Origin of the sequence: Microbispora sp. H10830 (assembly GCF_014161375.1) — a bacterium.
GTDB classification, from domain to species: Bacteria; Actinomycetota; Actinomycetes; order Streptosporangiales; family Streptosporangiaceae; genus Microbispora; species Microbispora catharanthi.
In genome coordinates this window covers 112321-136447 of record NZ_JABBWX010000001.1, presented here as the reverse complement: position 1 = coordinate 136447, position 24127 = coordinate 112321, and the positions used below count along the sequence as shown (strand labels likewise).

Annotated in this window: 20 protein-coding genes; 15 read left to right on the top strand and 5 right to left on the bottom strand. The window is 73.6% G+C overall.

Going from position 1 to position 24127, the window contains the following annotated elements; genetic code table 11:
• The first annotated feature begins 69 nt into the window (after positions 1-69).
• Together HHX35_RS00655 and HHX35_RS00650 are read left to right on the top strand one after the other, a co-directional pair.
• Positions 70-906: an alpha/beta fold hydrolase gene (locus HHX35_RS00655; RefSeq protein WP_182897108.1), complete on the top strand. Its 837-nt coding sequence runs from the start codon at positions 70-72 to the stop codon at positions 904-906.
• Positions 899-1459, top strand: a complete 561-nt coding sequence (locus HHX35_RS00650) for a TetR/AcrR family transcriptional regulator (RefSeq protein WP_182897107.1) — start codon at positions 899-901, stop codon at positions 1457-1459. The genes HHX35_RS00655 and HHX35_RS00650 overlap by 8 nt, the downstream gene beginning before the upstream one ends.
• 12 nt (positions 1460-1471) lie before the next feature.
• Here the strand turns inward: HHX35_RS00650 and HHX35_RS00645 are convergent, their stop codons facing one another.
• Positions 1472-7246, bottom strand: a complete 5775-nt coding sequence (locus HHX35_RS00645) for a TIR domain-containing protein (protein WP_182897106.1) — start codon at positions 7244-7246, stop codon at positions 1472-1474.
• Positions 7247-7324: 78 nt separating this feature from the next.
• On the opposite strand from HHX35_RS00645, the gene HHX35_RS00640 reads away from it, so the two are divergent.
• Positions 7325-8515 carry an SLC13 family permease gene (locus HHX35_RS00640; RefSeq protein ID WP_182897105.1) on the top strand — a complete coding sequence of 397 codons (1191 nt, stop codon included), beginning with the start codon at positions 7325-7327 and terminating at the stop codon, positions 8513-8515.
• A gap of 50 nt (positions 8516-8565) precedes the next feature.
• Here HHX35_RS00640 and HHX35_RS00635 read toward each other — a convergent pair whose 3' ends face one another.
• Positions 8566-8967, bottom strand: a complete 402-nt coding sequence (locus HHX35_RS00635; protein WP_182897104.1) for a helix-turn-helix domain-containing protein — start codon at positions 8965-8967, stop codon at positions 8566-8568.
• 109 nt (positions 8968-9076) lie between these two features.
• On the opposite strand from HHX35_RS00635, the gene HHX35_RS00630 reads away from it, so the two are divergent.
• The 6 genes from HHX35_RS00630 (at position 9077) to HHX35_RS00605 (ending at position 14472) form a co-directional block, all read left to right on the top strand.
• Entirely contained in the window at positions 9077-9922 is an 846-nt protein-coding gene (locus HHX35_RS00630; protein ID WP_182897103.1) for an NAD(P)H-binding protein, read from the top strand.
• 133 nt (positions 9923-10055) lie between these two features.
• Positions 10056-10667: a biotin transporter BioY gene (locus tag HHX35_RS00625; RefSeq protein ID WP_182897102.1), complete on the top strand. Its 612-nt coding sequence runs from the start codon at positions 10056-10058 to the stop codon at positions 10665-10667.
• Between the two features lie 7 nt (positions 10668-10674).
• Positions 10675-12048: an AMP-binding protein gene (locus HHX35_RS00620; protein WP_182897101.1), complete on the top strand. Its 1374-nt coding sequence runs from the start codon at positions 10675-10677 to the stop codon at positions 12046-12048.
• A 1-nt stretch (position 12049) separates the two neighbouring features.
• Complete coding sequence (locus HHX35_RS00615) at positions 12050-13195, top strand: thiolase family protein (protein ID WP_182897100.1); 1146 nt, start codon at positions 12050-12052, stop codon at positions 13193-13195.
• A complete protein-coding gene (locus tag HHX35_RS00610) occupies positions 13196-13870 on the top strand; it encodes an energy-coupling factor ABC transporter ATP-binding protein (protein WP_182897099.1) in 675 nt (224 codons plus the stop codon).
• Complete coding sequence (locus HHX35_RS00605) at positions 13867-14472, top strand: energy-coupling factor transporter transmembrane protein EcfT (RefSeq protein ID WP_182897098.1); 606 nt, start codon at positions 13867-13869, stop codon at positions 14470-14472. Before HHX35_RS00610 ends, HHX35_RS00605 begins: the two co-directional genes overlap by 4 nt.
• A 35-nt stretch (positions 14473-14507) precedes the next feature.
• Here HHX35_RS00605 and HHX35_RS43035 read toward each other — a convergent pair whose 3' ends face one another.
• The 3 genes from HHX35_RS43035 to HHX35_RS00590 are packed head-to-tail and all read right to left on the bottom strand — an operon-like array spanning position 14508 to position 17019.
• Entirely contained in the window at positions 14508-15350 is an 843-nt protein-coding gene (locus HHX35_RS43035; RefSeq protein WP_182897097.1) for an inositol monophosphatase, read from the bottom strand.
• Positions 15323-15985 carry a hypothetical protein gene (locus HHX35_RS43030; protein WP_182897096.1) on the bottom strand — a complete coding sequence of 221 codons (663 nt, stop codon included), beginning with the start codon at positions 15983-15985 and terminating at the stop codon, positions 15323-15325. Before HHX35_RS43030 ends, HHX35_RS43035 begins: the two co-directional genes overlap by 28 nt.
• Positions 15982-17019, bottom strand: a complete 1038-nt coding sequence (locus HHX35_RS00590) for a hypothetical protein (RefSeq protein ID WP_182897095.1) — start codon at positions 17017-17019, stop codon at positions 15982-15984. The genes HHX35_RS43030 and HHX35_RS00590 overlap by 4 nt, the downstream gene beginning before the upstream one ends.
• A gap of 241 nt (positions 17020-17260) precedes the next feature.
• On the opposite strand from HHX35_RS00590, the gene uvrB reads away from it, so the two are divergent.
• From uvrB to HHX35_RS00560, 6 genes are all read left to right on the top strand, one after another.
• On the top strand, positions 17261-19372 hold the full coding sequence (uvrB, locus tag HHX35_RS00585; protein WP_220504869.1) for an excinuclease ABC subunit UvrB: 2112 nt from the start codon (positions 17261-17263) through the stop codon (positions 19370-19372).
• A gap of 330 nt (positions 19373-19702) precedes the next feature.
• Entirely contained in the window at positions 19703-20251 is a 549-nt protein-coding gene (locus HHX35_RS00580) for a hypothetical protein (protein WP_182897094.1), read from the top strand.
• 278 nt (positions 20252-20529) lie between these two features.
• Positions 20530-21012 (top strand): Rrf2 family transcriptional regulator, encoded by a 483-nt coding sequence (locus HHX35_RS00575; RefSeq protein WP_259404672.1) that lies wholly within the window; start codon positions 20530-20532, stop codon positions 21010-21012.
• Positions 21013-21118: 106 nt separating this feature from the next.
• A complete protein-coding gene (locus HHX35_RS00570; RefSeq protein WP_310738824.1) occupies positions 21119-22384 on the top strand; it encodes a HAMP domain-containing sensor histidine kinase in 1266 nt (421 codons plus the stop codon).
• A gap of 334 nt (positions 22385-22718) precedes the next feature.
• Positions 22719-23306 carry a hypothetical protein gene (locus tag HHX35_RS00565; protein ID WP_220504867.1) on the top strand — a complete coding sequence of 196 codons (588 nt, stop codon included), beginning with the start codon at positions 22719-22721 and terminating at the stop codon, positions 23304-23306.
• Between the two features lie 189 nt (positions 23307-23495).
• Positions 23496-24101 carry a DUF4126 domain-containing protein gene (locus tag HHX35_RS00560; RefSeq protein WP_182897092.1) on the top strand — a complete coding sequence of 202 codons (606 nt, stop codon included), beginning with the start codon at positions 23496-23498 and terminating at the stop codon, positions 24099-24101.
• Positions 24102-24127: the final 26 nt, after the last annotated feature.

Below are 24127 nucleotides of genomic sequence, written 5' to 3'. Positions count from 1 at the left end.
GGCCCTGTCTTGACGCATGTGGCTAATGCCATTAGCCTTTGAGCTATGCATTTGAGCCTGGAGGATGGCGTGACCGAGTTCCTTAAGATCGGCGAAGGCGAGATCGCGTACGACGTGACGGGGGAGGGCCCGCTGGTCGTGATGGTCCCCGGCATGGGGGACAGCCGGCGCGCCTACCGTTTCCTCGCCCCGGCGCTGGCCGCCGCCGGATATCGCGTGGCGACCATGGACCTGCGCGGGCACGGCGAGTCGAGCCTCGGCTGGGACTCCTACACCCGCACCGACACCGCGGACGACATCGTCGCCCTGATCGAGCACCTGGGCGGGCCCGCCGTCGTCGTGGGGCACTCGTTCGCCGGGGGAGCGGCCACCATCGCGGCCGCGAAGCGGCCCGAGCTGGTCGGCGCCCTCGTGGAGGTCGATCCCTTCACCCGGGCCCAGAAGCCCGACCTGGGCGGGCTGCTGAGCAACGGCCACTACCGCAAGGGCATGACGCGGCTCATGGGCGTGGCGCTCCTCCGCAGCACCGGGCTGTGGAAGAGCTACCTCGACCACGCCTATCCCGGTGCCAAGCCCGCCGACTGGGCGGACTACCTGGCCGCCCTGGAAAGCGACCTGCGCAGGCCGGGCCGGATGGCCGTGGTGAGCGCGATGGGCGCGTCCGCGCCCACGGACGCCGGCGCCCACCTCGACGGCATCCGCTGCCCCGCCCTGGTCGTCATGGGCACCCGCGACCCCGACTGGGCCGACCCCCGGGCCGAGGCGGAGGGCGTCGTGGCCGGGATGCCGCAGGGGCTCGGCGACGTGGTGATGATCGACGGCGCCGGGCACTACCCGCACGCGCAGCACCCCGACGAGGTCGCCGCCGCGATACTCGCGTTCCTCAAGCAGCGGGCCCGTGGCTAGGGCTGCACTGTCCCCGGACGCCGTCGTCGACCTCGCGCTGCGGATCGTGGACGAGGAGGGCCCCGACGCGCTCACCCTGTCCGCGGTCGCGGGGCGGGCGGGTGTCGCCACCCCCTCCCTCTACAAGCACGTGCGCAACCTCGCCGACCTACGCGTCCTGGTGTCCGGGCGGGTGATGGGCGAGCTGACGGAGGTCGCGAGCGAGGCGGTGCTCGGCCGGTCCGGCGACGAGGCGGTGCGCGCCCTGATGGACGCCTGGCGCTCCTACGCCTACCGGCATCCGCACCGCTACTCGGCGATGATCCAGGCGCCGCGGCCCGAGACGGCCGAGACAGGAGACCGGCTGGTCGGCATCATGCTCGCCGCGCTGCGATCGTACGGGCTGGAGGGCTCGGCCGCGATACACGCGGTCCGCTGCCTGCGCGGCGCGATGCACGGCTTCGCCGTCCTGGAGGCGGCGGGCGCGTTCCAGCTCGCCGAGGACCTCGACGAGAGCCACGCCCTGCTGGCCCACATGGTCGTCTCCGGGCTCCGCACCGCCCGCGAGCACTGAACCCTCCCGTCGTCAGAACGGCTCGTCGAGGGCCAGCCGCCTGACCTCGGGCAGGTATTCGTCCAGCTCGCCGGGCTCGAACCGGCACATGCCGATCACGTACCAGAACTGGCCCGTCACGTCGCCTTCCAGCTTGTACAGCCCGCCGGGTGAGAACGCGGCCCATCCCTCCGGCAGGCCGAGCAGCGTGACGCGGCGTTCGCGCCGGGGGACGTCCCACAGGATCACCACGCCGTCGTCTCCGGCGCTGGCGAGCAGGTCGCCGGAGGGGTGGAACGCGACCGACCAGATCCGGCGGCCGTGACCGGCGAGGGCGCCGACACGCGCGCCGGAGGCCGGGTCCCACAGGTGGACGGCGAGATCGTCCCCGGCGGTGGCCAGCAGGTCGCCCGACGGGCTGAAGGCCGCCGTCCACAGCCGCCCGCCGCCGGCGAGGACGTGCAGGCACTCGCCGGAGGCGACGTCCCACAGGCGGGCGGTGCCGTCGTTGCTCGCGCTCGCCAGCAGGTCGCCCGACGGGGAGAAGGTCACCGCGTACACCCGATCGTCGTGGCCGCTCAACGTCGCCGCCCACTGGCCGGTCGACACGTCCCACAGCCGCACGTTGCGGTCGTCGCAGCCGGTCGCCACGAGCCTGCCGTCGGGGCTGAAGGCGATCGACCTGACGCGCCCCCGGTGACCGGCGAGGTTGGCGACCTGCCGCCCGGAGGGGCGGTACCACAGCCGTACGCTGTCGTCGTCGTTCGCGGTGGCCAGCAGTTGCCCGTCGGGGCTGAACGCCTCGGCCCACACATGGTCGGTCTCCACGTTGAGCTCGCGCTCGTACGTCCCGGCCACCGGGTTCCACAGATAGACGCCGCCGTCGTTGCTGGCGGTCGCCAGCAGCGGGCCGGCCGGGCTGAAGACGGCCGACACCAGCCGGTCGGCCGCCCCGGTGAGCGAACGCAGGCGGCGGCCCGTGACCGGGTCCCACAGCCGTACGTAACCGTCGTTGCCGCAGGCGGCGAGCATGCCGCCGTCGGCGGAGAAGCGGACCGACGTGATGCGGCGGCCGTGGCCGCGCAGCGTCTGGACGCACTGACCGGTGTGCGGGTCCCACAGGCGGGCGGTGCCGTCGTTGCTGCAGGTCGCGAGCTGCCGGCCGTCGGGGCGGAACGCGAACGGCCACACGGAGCCCCGGTGCCCGGTCAGCTCGGCACGCGCCTGCCCGGTGCGGTGGTCCCAGATCCGTACGACCCCGTCGCTGTCGCCGGTCGCCAGCAGCTCGCCGGTGGGGTCGAACAGGACCTGGTAGACGGCGCCGCGGTGCCCCGGGAGGCTGCCGGCGGCCGCGCCCGTGGCCGGGTCCCACAGCCGTACGGCTCCCTCCGTGTCGCCGGAGGCGAGCAGCCGGCCCTCAGGGTGGAAGGCGAGCGAGTAGATCCGGCCGGGGTGACCGGTCAGCTCGTGCAGGGGGACGCCGGTGCGGGGGTCCCAGACGCGCAGCACGCCCTGGCCGTCGCCGGCGGCCAGGCGGGTGCCGTCGGGGCTGAGGACCAGGCGGTAGACGGCTCCGCTGTGGCCGTGGAGGTGGTGGCGCACCTGCCCGGTGGCGAGGTCCCACACGCGGATCGCGCCCGCGCTGTCGCCGGTCACCAGCAGCCCCGGCAGGAACACGGCCGTGTAGATCGGAGCGGTGTGGCCGGGCAGCTCCCATGCGAGTTCACCGGACGCCCAGACCCGCATGATCCCGTCCGCGCCGCCGGCCGCGATCAGGTCGCCCGAGGTGACCACGGGCCACACTCCCTCGGGATGGCCGCGCAGGACGTGCGTCGGCTCTCCGGTGGCAGGGTCCCACACCCGGACGGTCCCGTCGTTCGCGCCGGTCACCAGCCCGGTCTCGCCGTAGGCGACCTTGTAGACGCGGCCCCGGTGGCCCTGCAGCGTGCGCAGGGCGGACCCGGTGACGCTGTCGCAGACCAGGACGCCGCCGTCCTCCCCGCCCAGGGCGATCACGCCGCCGCCGGGGTCGTAGGCGACCGGCTCCGGCAGGCGGCTGCTCTCGAAGTGGTAGCCGTACGGCACGCCGACGACGGCGGGGGCCAGCTCGCCGCCGACCCGCCCGCCGTCCGTGCCGGGGACGGCGGGCGCCACGGCCGCGTCGCGCAGCTCCGGTGCTCCCCGGGGGATGCCGGTGACGTCGATGAGCGCGGCCCGGTCCCAGCGGCTGCCCTCGACCGCGACGTCCCGCAGGTCGGCGCGGGCGAGCCGGGCTCGGGTGAGGTCGGCGCCGCGCAGGTCGGCGCCCACCAGAACGGCCTCGTCCAGGCGCGCCCCGGCCAGCCGGGCGTTCCTGAGCACGGCGTGGGACAGGTCGGCCCCGACGAGCCGGGTGTCGGTCAGGTCGGCGCCGGTGAGGTCCACGCCCTGCAACTCGCGGTAGGACAGGTCCTCGCCGCTGAGCCGGGCTCCGCGCAGGTCGGTCCTGGCCGAGGTGCGCAGCCGGGTGGTCACCTTGATGGCGTTGGCCCGTGCGACGTCGCCGGCGCCGGGGGAGGCGAGCGTGCGGGCCGCCCACGCCTGCAGCCGCGAGGCGTCGGCCAGGTCGCACAGGAAGTCGACGGCCAGCGCCGACAACGGCCGCAGGCCGAGCCCCGGCGCGTGGCCGGCGTCGAGCGACCCCGCGAGGTGCCGGGCCACCAGCCACTCCACGACCGAGGCGTGGATGAACCCGAACAATCCCTCGTCGGTGCGGACCAGCAGGCTGCCGGCCCCGACGGCGTGCGCGGCCTGCTCGGGTGTCAGCCGCGCGGACCCCTGCCCTCTCGTGGTCCCGGCGCCGTCCGCATCGGCCGGGCCTGTGCGCTCCGCCTGCTCGGAACCGGCCCCAGGCGCGTACGGCACGCGGCTCTGCGTGTCGGCGGCCAGGCCGGTGAGCGTGTCGGCGACCTCGGCCAGCTCCGCCGGCCGAAGGTAGGTCTCGCCGGTCTGCCACAGCCGCAGCGCGAGCGTGGTCGCGGCCCGCCACAGCTCCTCGCGGGTCAGCCCGCCGGGGGCTCCGGCCACGCCGCGTACGCGCTCCTCCTCGAAGGCCAGCCAGGTGTCGAGGATCTCCTGGTAGAGACCGGCGGCGCTGATCGCCTCCCCGGCCCGGGCGACGGCGCGCAGCCGTTCGGCGGGCAGGTCGGCGATGAAGCTGAGCATGCGGGGGTTGTGCGCCAGGCCGAGCAGGTCGCCGATGCCCGTGAGCAGGGCCATCCGGTCATCGGCCGCCTGCTGCGAGCCGTACCGGTTGACCAGGTAGGCGCGGATCTGCTCCTCGGTGAACTCCTCGATGCTGAGCACCCGGCGGTTCGGCAGCAGACCGACCTTCTCCCCGAGGGCGGTCATCACCTGGCTGCGCGACTTGAAGTGCTGGGTGCGCCCGGCAACGACGATCTTCGCCTTGTCCTCCGCCGCGCGCAGCAGGGTGTCGAGGTGGTCGGCCGCCCGCTCGTACGTCACTCGGGTGACCAGTTCGTCGAAGCCGTCGAACAGCAGCACGATGCGGCCCTGGCGCAGCATGTAGTGGAACGCCTTGAGGTCGATCAGCTCCTCGCCGTGGTTGGCGAGGTGCGCCGCGACCAGCCCGGCGACCGAGTGCGCCTTGTCGAGGGCGCGCAGCTCGATCAGGATCGGCGTGAGGTGCGGCAGCTCGGCGGGGATGCGTCTGGCCACCTCGTGCAGCGAGAACGTCTTGCCCCGGCCGAAGTCGCCGAGCACGAGCGCGAACCGCCCGTGGTCAGCCGCGAGCAGCCGCATCAGCTCGTCGGTCAGGTCGTCGCGCACCTCGCCACCGGTCCGGTCGAGCTCCCTGAACCGCTGCGGCACGTACAGCTCCGGCGGGTAGCGGCGGTCGCCGCGCAGCCTGGCCGTCTGGCCGGCCACGTAGGACGACAGGTCGAGCAGGCCCTGGAACTCGGTGAAGCTGCGCAGCCGCAGCCCGCGCCGCAGCGCGTCGTCGCGTAACGCCCGGGACGGCTGCGGTCCCTGGTAGACCAGCTCGGCGGCGTGCTCCAGCCCCGCCGCGTGGACGTGACCGAGGAACGCCTCGACCCGCGCCTGGTCCAGCTCCCCGGCGTGCGCGCCGATCACAACCTGGCGGACGAACCCGTCCTCGGGGTGGGTGACGAGCAGGCGCGGCGGATCGCCCGCCACACGGCGGATCTTGGCCCGTTCGAAGCGGGTCTCGCAGACCTCGGCGATCCGGTCCAGCAGCAGGTCGGCCGGGCCCGCGGGCTCCTCCGGCTCCCGCGCGGGCGGCTCGGGAGCCGCCGCGGCGGGGGTCTGCGGCCGCCAGCCGCGCCAGCCGTACGGCAGGGTCTCGGGGTCGCCGAGCTCCGGCCGGTCCCGGGTCCACCGGCGCAGCCCCTGGGGCGTGACCTGGAGGATCTGGTGACGGCCCGGGGCGAGCGCGGGCACGCACGGCAGCCCCTCCAGATCCCAGACCTCCTCCGGTCCGCCGCGCCGGGCGTCCCGCCCGTGGACGAGCAGGTCGAGCCGGGAGCCGAGCAGCCGTTCGAGGGTCGCGGCGTCGCGCAGGCCGGGGCGCGGGGGATGGGCGACGACGCCGAGCCGCAGCCAGCCCTCGAACGGCCGCAGCCGCTCGGCGAACCACGCCGCCTGGGCCTCGCCGACGAAGCCGTAGTCGTCCTCCTCGCGGTGGCTCATCGCGATCGTGGAGTTGATCCCTGCGACGACCGTGCGCAGCTCGGGCAGCTCGAACAGCGTCCACGGCTGGGCGCTGTCGAACGCCGGGCCGTCGAGGCCCTGGTAGAGCTCGCCGAAGAGCGTGGAGAAGTGCCGCCACTTCGGCCAGTAGGGCGGCTGCGGGCGCACGTCGTCGGCCTCGCAGGTCGCGAAGTAGGCCCGGCAGGCCGCCTTGGTGACGTCGCGGGGCCCGGGGACGACCACCAGCCGCCCGGGTTCCAGCCCCAGCAGCACGCGCAGCCCGGTGAGGAACGCCAGCGCCTGCTCGCTCTCGCGGATGCTGCCCGACTCGGTGAGGTCGCCGGTCACCATCAGGAGGTCGGGCCTGGGCACCCCGGCGTCGGCGAGGCGGGTCAGGTCGGCCCACACGCTCGCCTGCAACTCGCCCGCGTCGAGCGGCTCGTCCGCCTCGGCCAGGCCGCGCCCGAACCGCGGCCCGGCGACGTGCAGCACGGTCACCGAGGAGGCGCCGCCCGCGCGCTCGGCCGTCGGGAACGCCGGCTCGGCCGCCGGGGTGCGCCGGGCCCGGGGCACGCGTACGGCGGGGGGCGCGGGGTCGGCGGGCGGCTGGAGGGCGTGCGTGCCCGGCCCCGCCGGGAACCGGGGCGGCTCGGCCGGCTTGGCCCGGCCGGCCAGCGCCTGCCGGATCCGGGTCAGCAGCAGCCGCCGCGCCTCGGCGGGGTCGGTCACGCCGAGGAGGTCCACCCAGGTGATCGTGGACAGCAGGCCGTCGAGCGGGCAGTCCTCCAGCCGGACCGTCACGAGCTTGTTGGACGGGTTGTCGGGATCGGCGCGCAGCGCCGCCTGCCATTCGAGCCTGCCGTACCGGGAACCCAGGTAGTTGCGGGTGAGCACCGCGACGACCAGGTCGGCCTCGCTGACCCCCCGGTCCATGAAGTCGATGAAGTTGGTGCCCGGCACGAAGTCCCACGCCTGCAGCATCGTGCGATAGCCGGCCGCTTCGAGCTGCCAGGCGATCCACGTCGCCCACCGCTCGTCGGCGGGGGAGTAGCTGACGAAGATCTCGGTCCGCGCGTCCCCCCGCCCCGTGTGCGTCATGGAGCCCAGTATTCCCGGTGCCACCGACGGTTTGGAGGGGATCGATCATCTCGGTGGGCGGCGAGATAGGGTGTGCGCGTGGCGACCGGGCTGCGGCGACTGAGCGTTCTCGACTGGATCAGATTCGGGCTGCTCGCGGCGGGCCTGGTCTTCGTGGCCACCGGCCTGCTGCCGGCCGAGGAGGCCAGGGACAGCATCGAACGCATCGCCCCGCTGCTGCTGTTCCTCGGCGCGGTGATCGTGCTGGCGGAGCTGACCAAGGAGGCGCAGGTCTTCGACGTCATCGCGACCCGCATCGCGATCGTCGGCAGGGGGAGCTACGCCGTTCTCTTCCTGCTCTGCACGGCCTTCGCCTCGCTGGTCACGATCGTCCTGAACCTGGACACGACGGCCGTCCTGCTGACGCCGGTCATGCTGGCCCTGGCGCCCCGCGCGAAGATCGCGCCGCTGCCGCTCGTGATGACCACGGTCTGGCTGGCCAACACCGCGAGCCTGCTGCTGCCGGTCTCCAACCTCACCAACCTGCTCGCCATGAACCGGGTCGCGCTGACCACGCAGGAGTTCGCCGCGCGGATGTGGGCGCCTCAGGTCGCGTCGATCGCGGTGACGATGGCGTTCCTATGGGCGTTCTACTGGCGGCGCGGCGAGCGGGGCGAGGACCGCTATGTGCCGCCGCCTCCGGTGCCGGTGGCCGACCGGGTGCTGTTCGGCGTCGCCGGGGTGGCGTGCCTGCTGTTCATCACCGCGATCCTGGCGGGCGTGGAGATCGGCGTCGCGGCTCTCGTCGCCGCGGTCGCGGTGGTCGCCGCCTTCGCCTGGCGCGACCGCGCGAAGCTCGTGTGGGGCCTGATTCCCTGGCGGCTGCTGGTCTTCGTCACCGGACTGTTCCTCGTGGTCCCGACGCTCAGCCGCCTCGGCCTGGCGGACATGATGCGCGCGCTCATCGGCGTGGGCGGAGAGGGGGACGGCGCCTACCGCGCGGCCGCCGCCGGAGCCGCGCTGTCCAACGTGCTCAACAACCTCCCGGCGTACGTCGCGGGTGAGCAGGTCATCCCCGCGGCCAACCACACGCAGCTGCTGTCGCTGCTCGCGGGCACCAACCTGGGCCCGGTGATCACGCCGTGGGGCTCGCTCGCGACGCTGCTGTGGTTCGAGTGGTGCCGGCGGGGGGACGTGCGGGTGCCGCTGGCAAAGTTCGTCGTCACCGGCGCGGGCCTCGCCGTGACCGGTCTCGCCGCGACGGTGACCGTCCTGATCCTCACCGCCTGAGGCGCCGCCCGAGGGCCGCCCCGGCCGGGCCTCCGGCGCTCGCGGATCGTTCAGCCGCGGGGCGCCCCCGCGTCGTCGTAGCGTCGCCGTGCCCGTTCGACGTGCTCGATGTTGGTGGCGGCCCACTCGGCGATCTGGGCGAAGAGGGGGGAGAGGGTGCGGCCGAGCTCGCTGATCTCGTATTCGACGCGCGGCGGCACCTCGGGATGGTAGGTGCGGACGACCAGGCCGTCGCGCTCCAGTTGGCGCAGGCGCTGGGTGAGCACCTTGGGGGTGATGTTCTCGATGCGCCGCTCCAGCTCCACGAACCGCTGGCGGCCGAAGGCCTGGAGCGACCAGAGGATGGGCGAGGTCCACCGGCTGAACACGATGTCGACGACCGGGGAGATCGGGCAGGCCAGCTCGGGGTCGGTCGCGGCGTCGGCCGCCGGCCGGCTCGTCTCGGTCGCCATGCGTTGCACCCCTCTGAGGTAGTTACTTTCCTCTAGGTACCTACTATACGGAGGCTGTTAGCGTCACCGTCATCGCGAGAAGCCACAGGGAAAGACGCGGGAGTTGATCATGATTGTGGTGACGGGTGCGACCGGGAACGTCGGTCGGTCACTGGTGCGGGCCATGGCGGACGCCGGGGAGCTGGTGACGGCGGTGTCGAGGGGGACAGCCCCGGTGAACCTGCCGAGGGGGACCGGACACGTGCGGGCCGACCTGGCCGCGCCGGAGACCCTGCGGCCCGCCCTCGACGGTGCCGAGGCGCTGTTCCTGCACGACGGCGGCACGGGCGGCGTCGGGCTCGACCCGAGAGCCATCCTGGACGTGGCCCGGGCCGCCGGGGTCCGGCGGGTGGTGCTGCTCTCCTCGCAGGGCGTGGTGACCCGGCCGGAGTCGGCGTCGCACGGAGGCGTCATGCGGGCGGTCGAGGAAGCGGTGCGCGAGTCGGGCCTGGCCTGGACGATCCTGCGGCCCGGCGTCTTCGCGTCCAACGCCTACGCCTGGGCGGAGTCGGTACGCGCCGAGCGGACGGTCGCCGCGCCGTTCGGCGACGTCGGGATCCCTGTGATCGATCCGGCGGACATCGCGGAGGTCGCGGCCGTGGCCCTGCGCAAGGACGAGCACGCGGGTCGTGCCTACGAGTTGAACGGGCCGGCGGCCGTCACACCCCGGCAGCAGGCGGAGGCGATCGGCGCGGCCCTCGGCGAGCCGGTGCGGTTCGTGGAGCTGACCCGGGCCGAGGCGCAGGCGCGGATGGCCGCGTTCATGCCGGAGCCGTCCCTGGAGACCTCGCTGGCCGTCCTCGGCGAGCCCAACGCCGCCGAACTGCGGCTCAGCCCGGACGTCGAGCACGTGCTGGGCCGAGCCCCCCGCCCCTTCGCCGAGTGGGCCCGCCGCAACGTCGAAGCCTTCCGGTAGACAGCGGCAAGGCCGCCTCCGGCGCTTCGGTCACGGGGCGGCCGGCGGCTATGGGCGCCGGTGAGAACGACACGGCGGAAAGTTGTGGGAATCCTCATTCGCCGTACGGAGGGTCTTGGTATGGGATCGATCCGTGACAGATGAACAGAGTCCGCCTCGGCGGCGCTTCCCCGCGGCGGACGTCGCCAGGGTCAGCGTCTTCGCCGCGCTGATCGCCGTGCTCGGAATGCCGGGCGCGCTGAACATCTTCGGCGACGCGGTGCCGATCACGTTGCAGACGCTCGGCGTCATGCTCGCCGGGGCGATCCTCGGCACGTGGCGGTCCGCCCTCGCCGTCGTGGTCCTGCTCGTCCTGGTCGCCGCCGGGCTGCCCCTGCTGGCCGGCGGACGCGGCGGGCTCGGCGTCTTCACCGGGCCCTCGGCCGGCTTCCTGCTCGGCTGGCTTCCCGGCGCGGCCCTGACCGGATGGATCGTCGAACGCGGCGGGCGCACGCCGTCCACGGTGCGGCTGGTGACCGCCTGCCTCGCCGGCGGCGTCGGCGTGGTCTACCTGTGCGGCATCCCCGTGCAGGCCCTGGTCACCGGGCTGTCCCTGGGCAAGACCGCGGTGCTCAGCGCCGCCTTCCTGCCCGGCGACCTGGCCAAGGCGGTGCTGGCGTCGATCGTGGCGAGGGGCACCCAGCGGGCCTACCCCGACGCGGTCCCCGCGGTGCACCGCGAGCGGCTGCGGGCAGGGGGGCGGTGACGCGCCCGTGCCGGTAGCCGCGCAGGTCATACGACACGCCTCGGCCAGCCCGGACCGGATCGCGCTGTCCGGTCCCGGAGGCGACCTCAGCTACGCCGAACTCGCGGCCCGGGCCGGTCGCGCCGCCCGCGGTCTGGCCGGCGAGGGCGTCGGGCGCGGTGCGCTCGTCGCGGTCGCCCTGGCCGACCCGGTGGCCCTGCTCGTCGCCGTGCTCGCCGCCGACCTGGCGGGGGCCACGCCGCTGCTATGCGACCACGCCTGGAGCGAGGAACGGCGGGCGCAGGTCATGGCCGCGGTGCCGGCCGTCGCCCGCTTCGACGCCCCGCTGCCGGAGGCGGACGGCCCGCCCGTACGGCACCGTCCCGCGCCGGACGACCTCACCTGGGCCTGCTTCAGCTCCGGCAGCACCGGCAGGCCCCGCGCCGTGGTGCGCGGCCGGGCCTCGTGGACCGGGTCGTTCGGCCACCTCGACGAGATGACCGCGATCGGCCCCGGCGACGTCGTGCTGATCCCCGGCCCGCTGGTCTCCTCCCTGTACGGCTTCGCCGCCGTGCACACGCTGGCGGCGGGCGCGACCGCCGTGGTCCCGGGCCGGTGGTCCCCGTCGCTGCTGGCGGATCAGTTGCGGCGGGCCACCGTCGTCCACGTGGTGCCCCACCGCCTGCCGGCCGTGCTGGACGCCCTGGAGAAGAGCGGGGGCCCACTGCGCACCGCCGTGGTCGGCGGGGCCGCCCTGGACGCCGCCGCCAGGACCCGGGCAGCGGCGGCCGGAGTGCGTGTGGTCTCCTATTACGGCGCCACCGAGCTGTCGTTCGTCGCCGTGGACGCCGAGGGCGCCGGGCTGCGGCCGTTCCCCGGCGTCGAGATCGACGTCCGGGTGCCGCCCGGGCAGGTTCTGGGCGAGGTGTGGGTGCGCTCCCCGTGGCTCTGCGAGGGTTACCTGGCCGGTGCGACCGGCCCCCTGCGGCAGGATGACGGCGGCTGGATGACGGTCGGCGACCTGGCGGAGCCGCACCGGCCCGGCGAGGTCCTGCGGCTGCGCGGCCGAGGCGACGGCGCGATCCAGACCGGCGGCGCCACGGTGGTGCCCGAGGACGTCGAGGAGGTGCTGAGGAAGGTGCCGGGAGTGGACGACGTGGTCGTGGTCGGCACGCCGCACCCCTACCTGGGCGCCGTGGTCACCGCGGTCGTCGAGGGCGAGGACGTGGTGAGGTCCGCGCTGGAGGCGGCGGCGCGCGCCGAACTCGACCCGGCCCAGCGGCCCCGGCGCTGGTACGCCGCCGCGTCCCTGCCCCGGACCCCCACCGGGAAGCCGGCCCGCGGCCTCGTCGCCGCCCGTCTGGCCGCCGGCGACGATCCCGGCCTGCGGCGGCTCGCCTGACATGGACGAGCACGCGGTCGTCGTGGCGGCCCGCCGCACCCCCATCGGCACCGCCGGCCACGCGTTCCGGAGCCTGACGGCCGACAGACTCGCCGCACCCGTCATCGAGGCGATCGCCCGCGACGTGGCGCCTCTCGGCGTGCCGGTGGACGACGTGGTGCTGGGCAACTGCACGGGGCCCGGGGGCAACCTCGCCCGGGTCTGCGCGCTGGCCGCCGGGCTGGGGCACGAGGTGCCCGGCGTCACCGTCGACCGGCAGTGCGGCAGCGGGCTCGCCGCGATCCTGCTGGCCGCGCAGTCGGTCCGCTGCGGCGAGGCGGAGCTCGTCGTCGCCGGGGGCGTCGAGAGCGCCTCCACCGCTCCGCTGCGGGTTCGCCGGAGGGAGGGCGAGCCGGGTGTGCCGTACGAGCGGGCGCCGTTCGCCCCGGAGGGGCACCCCGACCCGGACATGGGTCCGGCCGCCGAGGCGCTCGCCGCCGCGCGCGGCGTGACCAGGGAACGCCAGGACGCGTACGCCTGCCGGAGCCACGCCCTGGCGCTGGACGCACGGGAGGCCGGGCGGTTCACGCGCGAGATCGTCCCGATCGGCGGCCGGACGGACGACCAGCGGCCGCGCGTGCTGCGGCCGCGGTCGCTGGCCCGGCTGCCCGCCGCGTTCGTGCCGGGCGGTACGGTGACGGCCGGCAACTCCTCCCCGGTGAGCGACGGCGCCGCGGCCGTCGCGGTCGTGCCCGAGCGGCTCCGCGCGGCGGCCGGCCTGCCCGGTCTGCGCCTGCTGGCCGGCGCCGTCGCCGGCTGCGACCCCGCGCTCCCCGGGTGGGGACCGGTGCCGGCCGTACGGCGCGTGCTGCGGCGGGCCGGAGCGGACCTGGAGAGGGTGGCGGCGGTGGAGATCGTGGAGGCGTTCGCGGCGCAGGTGCTCGCGGTCACCGATGCGCTCGGCCTCGATCCTCTCGGCGCGGACGCGGGCCGCGTGTGCGCCGACGGGGGCGCGCTCGCCCTCGGCCACCCCTGGGGCGCGAGCGGAGCGGTGGTGGTGACCCGGCTGTTCAGCCGGCTCCTCGGGGCGCCGCCGGGGACCCTGGGCCTCGCGGCGGTCGCGGTCGGCGGCGGTCTCGGCATCGCCGCCCTGTTCGAGGTGGTGTGAGTGATCCGGCTGGAGGACGTCCATGTGCGGCTCGGGCAGCGCGAGGTGCTGCGCGGCGTCACGGCCTCGCTGACCGAGCGCCGCGTGGGCGTGGTCGGGGCCAACGGCTCGGGCAAGAGCACGCTCGCCCGCCTCGTCAACGGCCTGGTCCTGCCGTCCTCGGGCACCGTCACGGTGTCCGGGCTCGACACCCGCCGCCACGCGGCCCGCATCAGGCGCGGCGTGGGCTTCCTGTTCACCGACCCGGACGCGCAGATCGTGATGCCCACGGTGGCCGAGGACGTGGCCTTCTCGCTGCGCCGCAAGGGGCTGACGCGCGAGGAGGTCGAGCGCCGGGTGGGAGAGATCCTGGAGAGGTACGGCCTGGGGGAGCACGCCGACCATCCCGCGCATCACCTGTCCGGCGGGCAGAAGCAGCTGCTCGCCCTCTGCTCGGTCCTGGTGCTCGAACCGGAGATCCTGGTCATGGACGAGCCGACCACGCTGCTCGACCTGCGTCACTCCCGGCAGGTCGCCGCGCTGCTCCGGACTCTTCCGCAGCAGGTGGTCGTGGTGACCCACGACCTCCCGCTGCTGGAGGAATTCGACCGCGTGCTCGTGATCGACGAGGGGCGCATCGTCGCCGACGCCGAGCCCGCCGCCGCGATCGGCCACTACAGGAAGATGATGGCGTGAGCGGGCTCACCGGCGCCTACGTGCCCGGCGATTCGCTCCTGCACCGGCTGCCCGCAGGGGCCAAGCTCGCCGGGCTCGCCGTGTCCTGCACGGCGCTCCTGCTGCTGCGCTCGCCCGCGGCGCTCGCGGGCGCCGCCGCCGCCGTCGTGCTGCTGTACGCCGTCTCCGGCGTCGGCGTCGCGGCGGCCTGGGCGCAGGTGCGGCCCGTCCGCTGGTTCGCCGTGGCCCTGTTCGGCGTGCAGCTGGTGTTCGCGGACCTGCCCACGGCGGCGTCCTCGACGCTCCGGGTCGTGCTCGCCGTCGCCCTGGCCGGGCTGGTCACCCTCACGACGCGCACCAGTGCCCTCATGGCCTGCCTGGAGCGCTGCCTCGCGCCCGCCAGGCTCGCCGGCCTCGACCCGTTCCGCCTGTCGCTGCTGCTGTCCCTCACGCTGCGCAGCGTGCCGGTGATCGCGGATCTGGTCACCCGGGTGCGGGAGGCCCAGCGCGCGAGAGGGGTCGAGCGGAGCCCGCGCGCCTTCGCCGTCCCGCTGGTGGTGGGCGCCCTGCGGCACGCCGACGCGCTGGGCGAGGCGCTCGCCGCACGTGGTCTCGACGACTGAACGGGCCTCGACGACTGACTCGGGTCGGCGGCGAGTCAGAGCGGCGGCAGGGCGGGCGCCAGGCGGCGGGCCTCGGCGACCAGGTCGAGCAGGTCCCCGACCAGGGCGGGCGGCGCGGCGACGAAGCTGCGGTCCTCGGGCGGGCCCTCGGCGGACGCCTCGAACGGCCCGCCGTCGAGTGTGCGGATCTCCACACCGGCCTCGCGTGCGATCAGGGCCCCGGCGGGCAGGTCGAGTCCCTCCGCGCGGTAGCCGATCATGCCGTCGATGTCGCCCCGCGCGAGCATGGCCCAGCACATCAGCGGCGCCCAGAGCTGGAGCACCCGCCGGGCGCGGGCGTCCATCGTCATCTTCAGCGACCGCACCGCCGGGTCCAGCCGGGAGACCCCGTGGCCCTGAGTCCAGGCCAGTACCGGCCCGTGCCGGAGGTCGCGGCTCGGCGGCCCGGTCAGCGGCCCCGCCGGCCCGCGGGCCCCGGCGCCGCTGACGGCCGACCAGGTGCGGCCGGAGAGCGGTTCGTGGACCACCCCGAGCACCGGGCGGCCGCCGGCGCACAGCGCCAGGCCCACGACGTACGCGGGAAGGCCGATCGCCACGTTGTTCGTGCCGTCGAGCGGGTCGACCAGCCAGGTCCATCCGCCGTCCGGACGGTCATCGCCGTGGACGCCCGACTCCTCGGCCACGATCCGGTGGGAGGGGAACTCGGCCCGGATGCGGTCGAGGATCAGCTTCTCGGCGGCCAGGTCGAGGTCGGTCACGACGTCGCCCGACCCGCCCTTGTCGTGGACGGCGACCGCTCCCGGCGCGCTCTCGCGCAGCACGGCCCCGGCGGCCAGGGCGGCCTCGACGGCTACCCGCCTGGCGTGTTCGAGGTCCACAGGCTCCTCCTGGCCAGCTCGGCGGCACGTGCGGTCTCGGCGTCGTCGAGGCGTTCCCGCCTGACGTGGTGGAGGGGCGTGGCGAGCGGCCCGAGCGACAGGTCCCCGAGGCCCGGCCGGCCGTGGCCGAGCGCCACGGTGGCGGCCTCGCCGTCCTCGGGGATGACGCTGCTGTGGAAGGCGCCCGCGACGAGCGTGTAGGTGTCCCCGGCGCCGAACAGCTCGGCGCGTCCCGGGGCGTACGCCACGGTCCTCGGGGTGGGGCGGACGAGGTCGCCCGACGGCGTGCTGACCACCTCGAAGACGCGGTGGGTGGGAGACCGGGTGGTGTCGGTCACCACGGCGTGGACGTTGCGCACCTGGCCGTACAGGACGTGGCTGACCAGGTCCCAGCTGTGGCAGTGGACCTGGGAGGTGGTGCTGCGGGCGCGCCGCGCGGCGGCGGTCCACACGTGCACGCACACCCCGAGGTCTCCCTCGCGGACCAGCGGCAGGCAGAGGAACCCCAGCGGATGCCGCACGCCCCGCACGCCCGACCCGCCCGAGCCACCCTCTGCGATCTCGCCGAGCACGCCGAGGGCCCACTCGCGGACGCCGCCGCCGGCGAGCACGTCGAGCACGTCCCCATACCTCATGGCGCGTACGGATCCTTGGCGCGCAGCGCCTTGCGGGTGACCTCGACCACGTCGCGGTCGGTGAACGACTTGGGCAGGGGGAGGTCGACGCGGTCGAACAGCCTGCGGACCTCCTCGACGGTCGGCTCGTCGCTCAGCGGCACCGACCGATAGCGGTCGATCGCCACGCGGCGGGCCTGCTCGAAGCTCGTGCGCAGTTCGGTGCCGCAGCTCTCGTAGAAGAACGAGCCGCTGAAGGCGATGATGGCCCGGTTGGGGTCCTCGGACGTCATGATCAGGGCGCGGCCGGACATGTCCCAGCGGAAGGTCGTCATGACCGGCGAGAGCCCCACCGCGATGTCGAGCAGGCCGTACCGCTGGCGATACCAGAACGCGGCCAGGACGCTCGCGTACGACTCCTTCCTGGCCCGGTCGGTCGTCCACAGCTCACCGGTGCCGTCCGGGCGGTCCGACAGCGACCTGCGGTAGTGCGCGTAGCTCTCGCACACCGCCTCGTCCGTCGGGTCGATGATCTCCAGGCGGACCGTGAGGTGCCGCTTCTCGCGCCGTGCGGCGGCCACGCACTCGGGCAGCGTGACGGCGCGCATGTAGGTGCCGGTGCCGCCCTTGAACGTCCAGCGGTCGGTGCCCCTCCGGGCGTCCGCGTGCGCCTGCGCGATCTCGTGCTGGCTGCCCAGGATGCGGATGACCGTCATGTCCTCCAGGGCCCGGCGGGTGCCCGCGACCAGGTCCTCCAGCTCCTCGAGGCGGTCCAGGCGCTCGGGCAGCCGCGCGAGGACGCCGGAGGCCGCGTGCATGGCCTCCTCGACGGGCTCCTGCCGAACCCGGTCGCGCAGCAGCGCGGTCGCGACCAGGGCCAGGACGACCAGTGTGGTGCCGCTGACGAGCTGCGTCTTCACCTCGTCGGGGATCACGCGATCGGGCAGCACGCCGAGCACGCCCACCGCCACGGCCAGGACGAGGGCGATGGCCCCGTCGACGTTCTTGGCCGCCCACGCGAGCGACTGGCCGACGGCACTCCGCAACCCCGCCATAGGTCAGCCCCGCCATCCCGTCAGTGTCGGCCCCCGACTCGAATCGTAACGACAGCGTCTTGGTCCGGCAAAGGGTTCGCCGGGTGGGGCTCGGCGTTCTGGAAGCGAGGGGCGGAGGGGGCATCGGGACCGGAATTGTCGGTCGCCGCGCGTAGGTTATGCATGTGAACCGGAGCAGGCGCGAGTGTCTCTGTACGCCCGCCCGCGCCGGTGGACGGGGCGAGTGAGGAGCTGAGCGGCGATGACATCCATGATGGACCTGAAGCGGAAGGTCGCGCCCTTCCAGGTCGTCACCGACATGACGCCGTCCGGCGACCAGCCCACGGCGATCGCTGACCTGGAGCGCCGGGTCAGGGCCGGGGAGAAGGACACGGTCCTGCTCGGTGCGACCGGCACAGGCAAGACCGCGACGGTGGCGTGGCTCATCGAGCGGGTGCAACGCCCGACGCTGGTCATGCAGCCGAACAAGACGCTCGCCGCGCAGTTCGCCAACGAGTTGCGCGAGATGCTGCCCAACAACGCGGTCGAGTACTTCGTGTCCTACTACGACTACTACCAGCCCGAGGCGTACGTCCCGCAGAGCGACACCTACATCGAGAAGGACTCCTCGATCAACGAGGAGGTCGAGCGGCTGCGCCACTCGGCGACCTGGTCGCTGGTGTCGCGCCGCGACGTGGTGGTGGTCGCCTCGGTCTCCTGCATCTACGGCCTGGGCACGCCGCAGGAGTACGTGGACCGGATGGTCGGGCTCAAGGTCGGCCAGCAGATCGAGCGCGACCAGCTGCTGCGCAGGCTGGTCGACATGCAGTACACCCGCAACGACCTGTCCTTCACCCGGGGCACGTTCCGGGTGCGCGGCGACACGGTCGAGGTCATCCCGGTCTACCAGGAGCTGGCCGTCCGCATCGAGATGTTCGGCGACGAGATCGAGAAGCTGGCGACGCTGCATCCGCTGACCGGCGAGGTCATCGCCGAGGACGACGAGCTGCACATCTTCCCCGCCTCCCATTACGTGGCAGGTCCCGAGCGGATGGAGCGGGCGATCGCCGGCATCGAGGCGGAGCTGGCCGAGCGGCTCGCCGATCTGGAGCGGCAGGGCAAGCTGCTGGAAGCCCAGCGGCTACGCATGCGCACCACCTACGACATCGAGATGATGCGCCAGGTCGGCACCTGCGCCGGCATCGAGAACTACTCGCGGCACATCGACGGCCGCGAGGCGGGCACCGCGCCGCACACGCTGCTCGACTTCTTCCCCGACGACTTCCTGCTCGTGCTGGACGAGTCGCACCAGACCGTCCCCCAGATCGGCGCCATGTACGAGGGCGACGCCTCGCGCAAGCGGACGCTGGTCGACCACGGGTTCCGCCTGCCGTCCGCGATGGACAACCGCCCGCTGAAGTGGGAGGAGTTCCTGGAGCGCATCGGCCAGACCGTCTACCTGTCCGCCACACCGGGTCCGTACGAGCTGGGCCGCAGCAAGGGCGAGGTGGTGGAGCAGGTCATCCGTCCCACCGGCCTGGTGGACCCCGAAGTGATCATCAAGCCCACGAAGGGCCAGATCGACGACCTCATGGAGGAGATCCGGGCCCGGGCGGAGCGGGACGAGCGGGTCCTGGTCACCACGCTGACCAAGAAGATGGCCGAGGACCTCACCGACTACCTGCTCGACAACGGCATCCGGGTCCGCTACCTGCACAGCGAGGTCGACACGCTGCGCCGGATCGAGCTGCTGCGCGAGCTGCGCATGGGCGAGTTCGACGTGCTGGTCGGCATCAACCTGTTGCGTGAGGGCCTCGACCTGCCCGAGGTGTCGCTGGTGTCGATCCTCGACGCCGACAAGGAGGGCTTCCTGCGTTCGGAGACCTCGCTCATCCAGACGATCGGCCGCGCGGCCCGTAACGTGTCCGGCCAGGTCCACATGTACGCCGACAAGATCACCCCGAGCATGGAGCGGGCGATCGAGGAGACCAACCGGCGCCGGGCCAAGCAGATCGCCTACAACGAGGCGCACGGCATCGACCCGCAGCCGCTGCGAAAGAAGATCGCCGACATCCTGGACAGCCTGGTCCGCGAGGACGCCGACACCGCCCAGCTTCTCGGCGGCGCCGGGCGTCAGCAGTCTCGCGGCAAGGCGCCGGTGCCGGGCCTCGCGTCCCGCGGGGCCGGCCAGCACGCGAAGGCGATCGCGGGGGAGATGCCGCGGGCCCAGTTGGAGTCGCTGATCGAGTCGCTGACCGAGCAGATGCACAGCGCCGCCGCCGACCTGCAGTTCGAGGTGGCGGCCCGGCTGCGCGATGAGATCAAGGAGCTCAAGCGGGAGGTCCGCGACATGCGCGAGGCCGGCGTGAAGTGACGGCTCAGCGGCCGCGCGATCATCGCCCGGGCGCCCCGGGTCGGCACGGGTCGGCACCCGTGCCGCGAAATTTCGGCGAATTCCAGTTAATTGTGTGCTCGAACCGCTGATAAGCGAAGTACGGAAGCCGGTTGGAGTGGTGGCGTACTTATCCCACTGAAAACGCTGTCGACTACGAGGAAATGAGCGCGCACGACTCCGGGCATGGTTGACCTGGTCTGTTGCGGGGAAGGCATTCGTCGGCGCGCGGATTCACGTCCACGCGTCATGGGAGCGGCCTATTCGAGCGGTTCCCGTCGGGCGAATCCGTCTGTGGCAATCGGGGAAATCATGCGTTCGACGACCACCGCGTCCAGCCCTGCCGCCCGCCTCGTGCTCACCGCGGGGTCGGTGACCGCGCTCCTCGCCGGTTGCGGCGAGGTTCCGGCGCGGTCGTTCGCCGCGGTGCCGGTGAGCAGACCGGTCACGTTCGCCCTGGTTACGACCAGCCCGTCCGTGACGCCCGCACCGTCGCCGATGCCCAGCCCGTCGGTGACGCCGAGCGACCTCGCCGGGTGCCGGGAAGGCGACTGCGAGGTGCGGGTGCGTGAGGGAGACATCATCCCGATCGACCCGAAACTGGGTGTGGACGAGATCACCGTGGTGGGCCTGCGGGGAAACGCCGTCAGGCTCGCCTTCACCGGCACCTCGACGGTCGTCGACGGCGCGAACATCAGCATCAGCCGGAGCTGCTACAACGACCGCTGCCGGGTCAGGGGAGCGGTGACGATCAGCACGACCAGGCCGGGCCGCATCGGCGACGTCGCCCTACGGGTCGCGCAGGTCGCGGGTGACACCGCCGTGCTGAGGCTCGAGCCTGCCCCCAAGGAAGGCGACTGACCCGCACTCCGGCCCCGAGGGCCGGCCGGAGCCGACGCGATGTCTCGTCGCCCGGCTCGCCCCTGTCTCGCCCGGCTCGCCCCTGTCTCGCTCGTCCTCACGCCGCTCGCAAGGGCTCCGCACCCGTGGAGCCGGGACTCCTGGCCATACTCGCCACCGCTACGCCCTCACCGGGGTCCACCCCACACGGCTGATCGGTCCCGCGCATGGCGGCGGCACCACTCCTGACCAGGCGCGACGGTTCCCGATCTCAATCCTGGATGTGTACTATCCAGGTTATGCGGATGAGTGAGGGCGTCGAGTGGGCGATGCACTGTTGCCTGACGCTGGCATGGCTCGGCAACGAGGTGCCGGTTTCGACGGCGAAGCTCGCCGCCGGGTTCGAGCTGCCGTCCGCATACCTCAACAAGCAACTTCAGGCGCTGGCCAAGGCCGGGATCATGACGTCCACTCCGGGGGCGAGGGGCGGGTTCCGGCTGGCCCGGCCCCTGGAGGAGATCACAGTCATGGACGTCGTCACGGCGATCGAAGGACCTGGTGAGGCGTTCCAGTGCACGGAGATCCGGCGGCGTGGGGCCGGTGTGGAGAGGCCCGAGTGGCAGTTCCGCACCCCGTGCGCGGTCTCGACCGCGATGCGCAAGGCCGAGATGGCGTGGCGGCGAGCGCTTGCCGCGCAGACTCTGGCCGACGTGCGGGCCGCGGCGGACCGCCGTGCGCCCCAGGCGGGGGAGACGATCCGGCGCTGGTACGCGCAGAACTGATCGTCCCGAAATAGAGCCATTCACCGGTATTAGGGAGGGGAAACCGGATGTGAACCCGCACTCCATACAAGCGCGCTCCACGATCGCCGCGGCAGGGCTCTTGCTGGTGGCTCTGGTCGTGGGAGGCGTCGCCCTCGACCTGGCGATCCGCTACAGAATCCAGAACGAAGTCTTCTTCACGGCCGAGCAGGTCGCCGCACGATGGAGCGCGGCGGCGCGCAACGGCGCCGTGCCGCGTCCGATCCCCACCCTCACCGACATCACCCTCGTCCAGCTCGTGGACGCCCGCGGCAGGGTCGTCGACTCCAGCCGGGAGGCCGCGGGCATGCGGCCGCTCAGCACGCTGCGGCCTCCGGCCGACGATCGCCTCCAAGAGCGCACCGAGTGCTCCGGGCAGGACCGGTGTGTCATGCTCATGGCCAATCGGGTCTCTCCCGCGGCGGACTCGCCGGTCGTCTATGCCGGCACGGCGCAGCCGTCCCTCCTGGCCACGCACACTCTGGAGTACGTCATCGCCGCGGGCGGTGTCTTGATCTTGGTTCCGGTGGCCTGGATGACGTGGTGGGCGGTCGGCCGGACCCTGCGCCCGGTGGAGCAAGAGCGTCAGTTCGCCTCCACCACCTCCCATGAGCTCAGGACGCCGATCGCCGGCCTGCGGGCACGACTGGAGGAGGCTCTCCTCTACCCCGACGACGTCGACCCGCGCGACACCATCCAGGGAGCCTTGCGGGCCACCGGCCGGCTCGAGGCGATCGTCGACGACCTGTTGCTGCTGACCCGGCTGCGCGGCGCCGATGCGGCGCCGCCGGAGCTGGTGGAGCTCGGCGCGCTGGTGACGGAGGAGGTGTCGGCCCTGGGCTCCGGGGTGCCGGTGCGCGTCCGGGCGGTCGGCGACGTGCGAGTCCGCGGCTCCCGGATCCAGTTGGCCCGAGTGGTCGGCAACCTCTTGAGCAACGCGCGGCGGCATGCGGTCAGCGCCGTCACGGTGTCGGTCGAGTCCGTGGACGGCCAGGCTCTTGTAGCGGTCACCGACGACGGGGCGGGCGTCCCCCCGGCGGACCGCGAGCGTGTCTTCGAACGCTTCGTCCGCCTGGACGAGGCACGTCGCCGGGATTCCGGCGGCAGCGGACTCGGCCTCGCCATCTCTCGCGACATCGCCCGCGCCCACAGGGGCACCCTGCGCATCGAGGACTCGCCGGTAGGCGCCCGGTTCGTTCTGAGGCTGCCGCTGGCGGGAACGGCGGGAGCCGCAGGGGAGTGGACCGTCGCGCCCCGGGGAACCGCCGTCAAGCCGAGGTGGAACATCTGGCCCGCGCGCCGACCGCCAGGCCGGTCCATGAGCGCGACCGCGTCGGGTGACGCCTGGGAGTGAAGTTCCGGCCCTTTCGACCGGGTGACGCTGCCGCGCCGGCGTGCGGCATGGCGTTTTCTGCCGTGACTCGGGTTCATGCGTTTCCCCGCGCACCGTTGTCGACACGGGTATCGGGAAGGGGCCTTCGCGCCCCCCGTCGAAGAGGTCGCGCCGTGATGTCCCTCAGGCGGATCGGCGACGGAAAACCGTTCGCCCGTGGCGAGCGGCACACCTAGCCTGGTGGCCGGGTCGATCACGACCGGCGCGGCCCGGCCGGTCCGCGTCCATGATGCAATCCCCGGCGACGACCCGCCCGGTGCGGCGGACGGGCGGGGACGTCCACCGGGAGGTGGTCATGCGACCTGCGGTGGGGGAGCCGCTGCGGCGGTGCCCGTCCTGTGGCGGCTGGGAGTACGGCGGTGCCCCCGATTGCCCGCGGTGTGCGGAACTCGTCGACGCCATCGTGGAAGAGGGCTGGCGGGACTTCCTCCTGCGCGAGTTCGGCGACCGGGTCACGCCCGACGGCGAGCGGGCGATCGCCGAGATGGTGGCCGACGAGCCGGGCCGGCATGACTGGCGCGTGGTCGACGCCGCGCTCGACCGCCTGGCCTGTGACGAGTGCGGCGGCCCGCTGGGCCGCCGGGCGGGGTGCCCGCGCTGCGACGTGGCGCACGGCATGCGTTACGTCGCCAGGGAGACCGACCGTCCCGGGGTGCCGCCGGGAAACGAGCACGCGATCCGGGTGAACGTCTCGGTGGTCCGGCGGCCCGAGGGCATCTCCACGCCCGAGGTGCTCGCCAGACGCCTGCTCCTGCCCGCCATGCTGGCCGGCTTCCTCCCCACGAGAGAGCAGGCGCAGCGCCTGGGCGCGCTGGTGAAGCGCGGCGCCCGGGCCGAGGACGTCGTCACGGCGATCGACGAACTCGCCGCCGCGACAGGCTGACGGCGCCTCCGGACATCGACCGGGCGGCCGGGCAGACCGGCCGCACCGAGCCGCCTGTCCGGTGCCCGCGCCCGGCTCATGCCCGTGGGGTGTCGCGAGCCCGATTCGCGGTAGTAACCGGGGACACGGCGCCGGGGCCGTCCGTTGACGGGAAGGCGGGATTGTCCCGCCGTCCGGAGGAGGTTGCTCATGTTCGCGGCGCTCACCGGGCTCGGACTGTCGACCGCGGCCGGGCTCAACGCGTACATCCCGTTGCTGCTCGTCGGCGTGCTCGCGCGGATCACCGACGCCGTGCGGCTGCCGGCCGAGTACGCCTGGTTGTCCGACACCTGGGTCCTCGCGATCGTCGCCGTGCTGCTGGTCGCCGAGTTCGTCCTCGACAAGGTGCCCGTGGTCGACCACGTCAACGACATGATCCAGACGGCGGTGCGGCCCGCGTCGGGGGGTGTGGTCTTCAGCGCCACGGCGGCCGCCGCGAAGGTCGACAACTCGGCGTGGATGGCCGAGCACCCGGCGGTCGGCTGGCTGCTGGGCATCGCCGTCGCGCTCGCGGTGCATGTGATCAAGGCATCGGCGCGGCCGGTGGTGAACGCCACCACGGCGGGCGTGGGCGCGCCGGTCGTCAGCACGGTCGAGGACGTGGGCTCGCTCGGCATGAGCCTGATCGCGATCTTCCTGCCCGTCCTGGTGGTGGTGGCGCTGGCCGTGCTGGCGTTCGCGGCCTGGCGGCTCATCCGCAGGGTGCGGCGCTACCGGGCGGCCCGCCGCGCCCGGGCCGCCGCGCCGCCCGGCTGACCGGCGGTCGCGGCACCCGCGCCTCG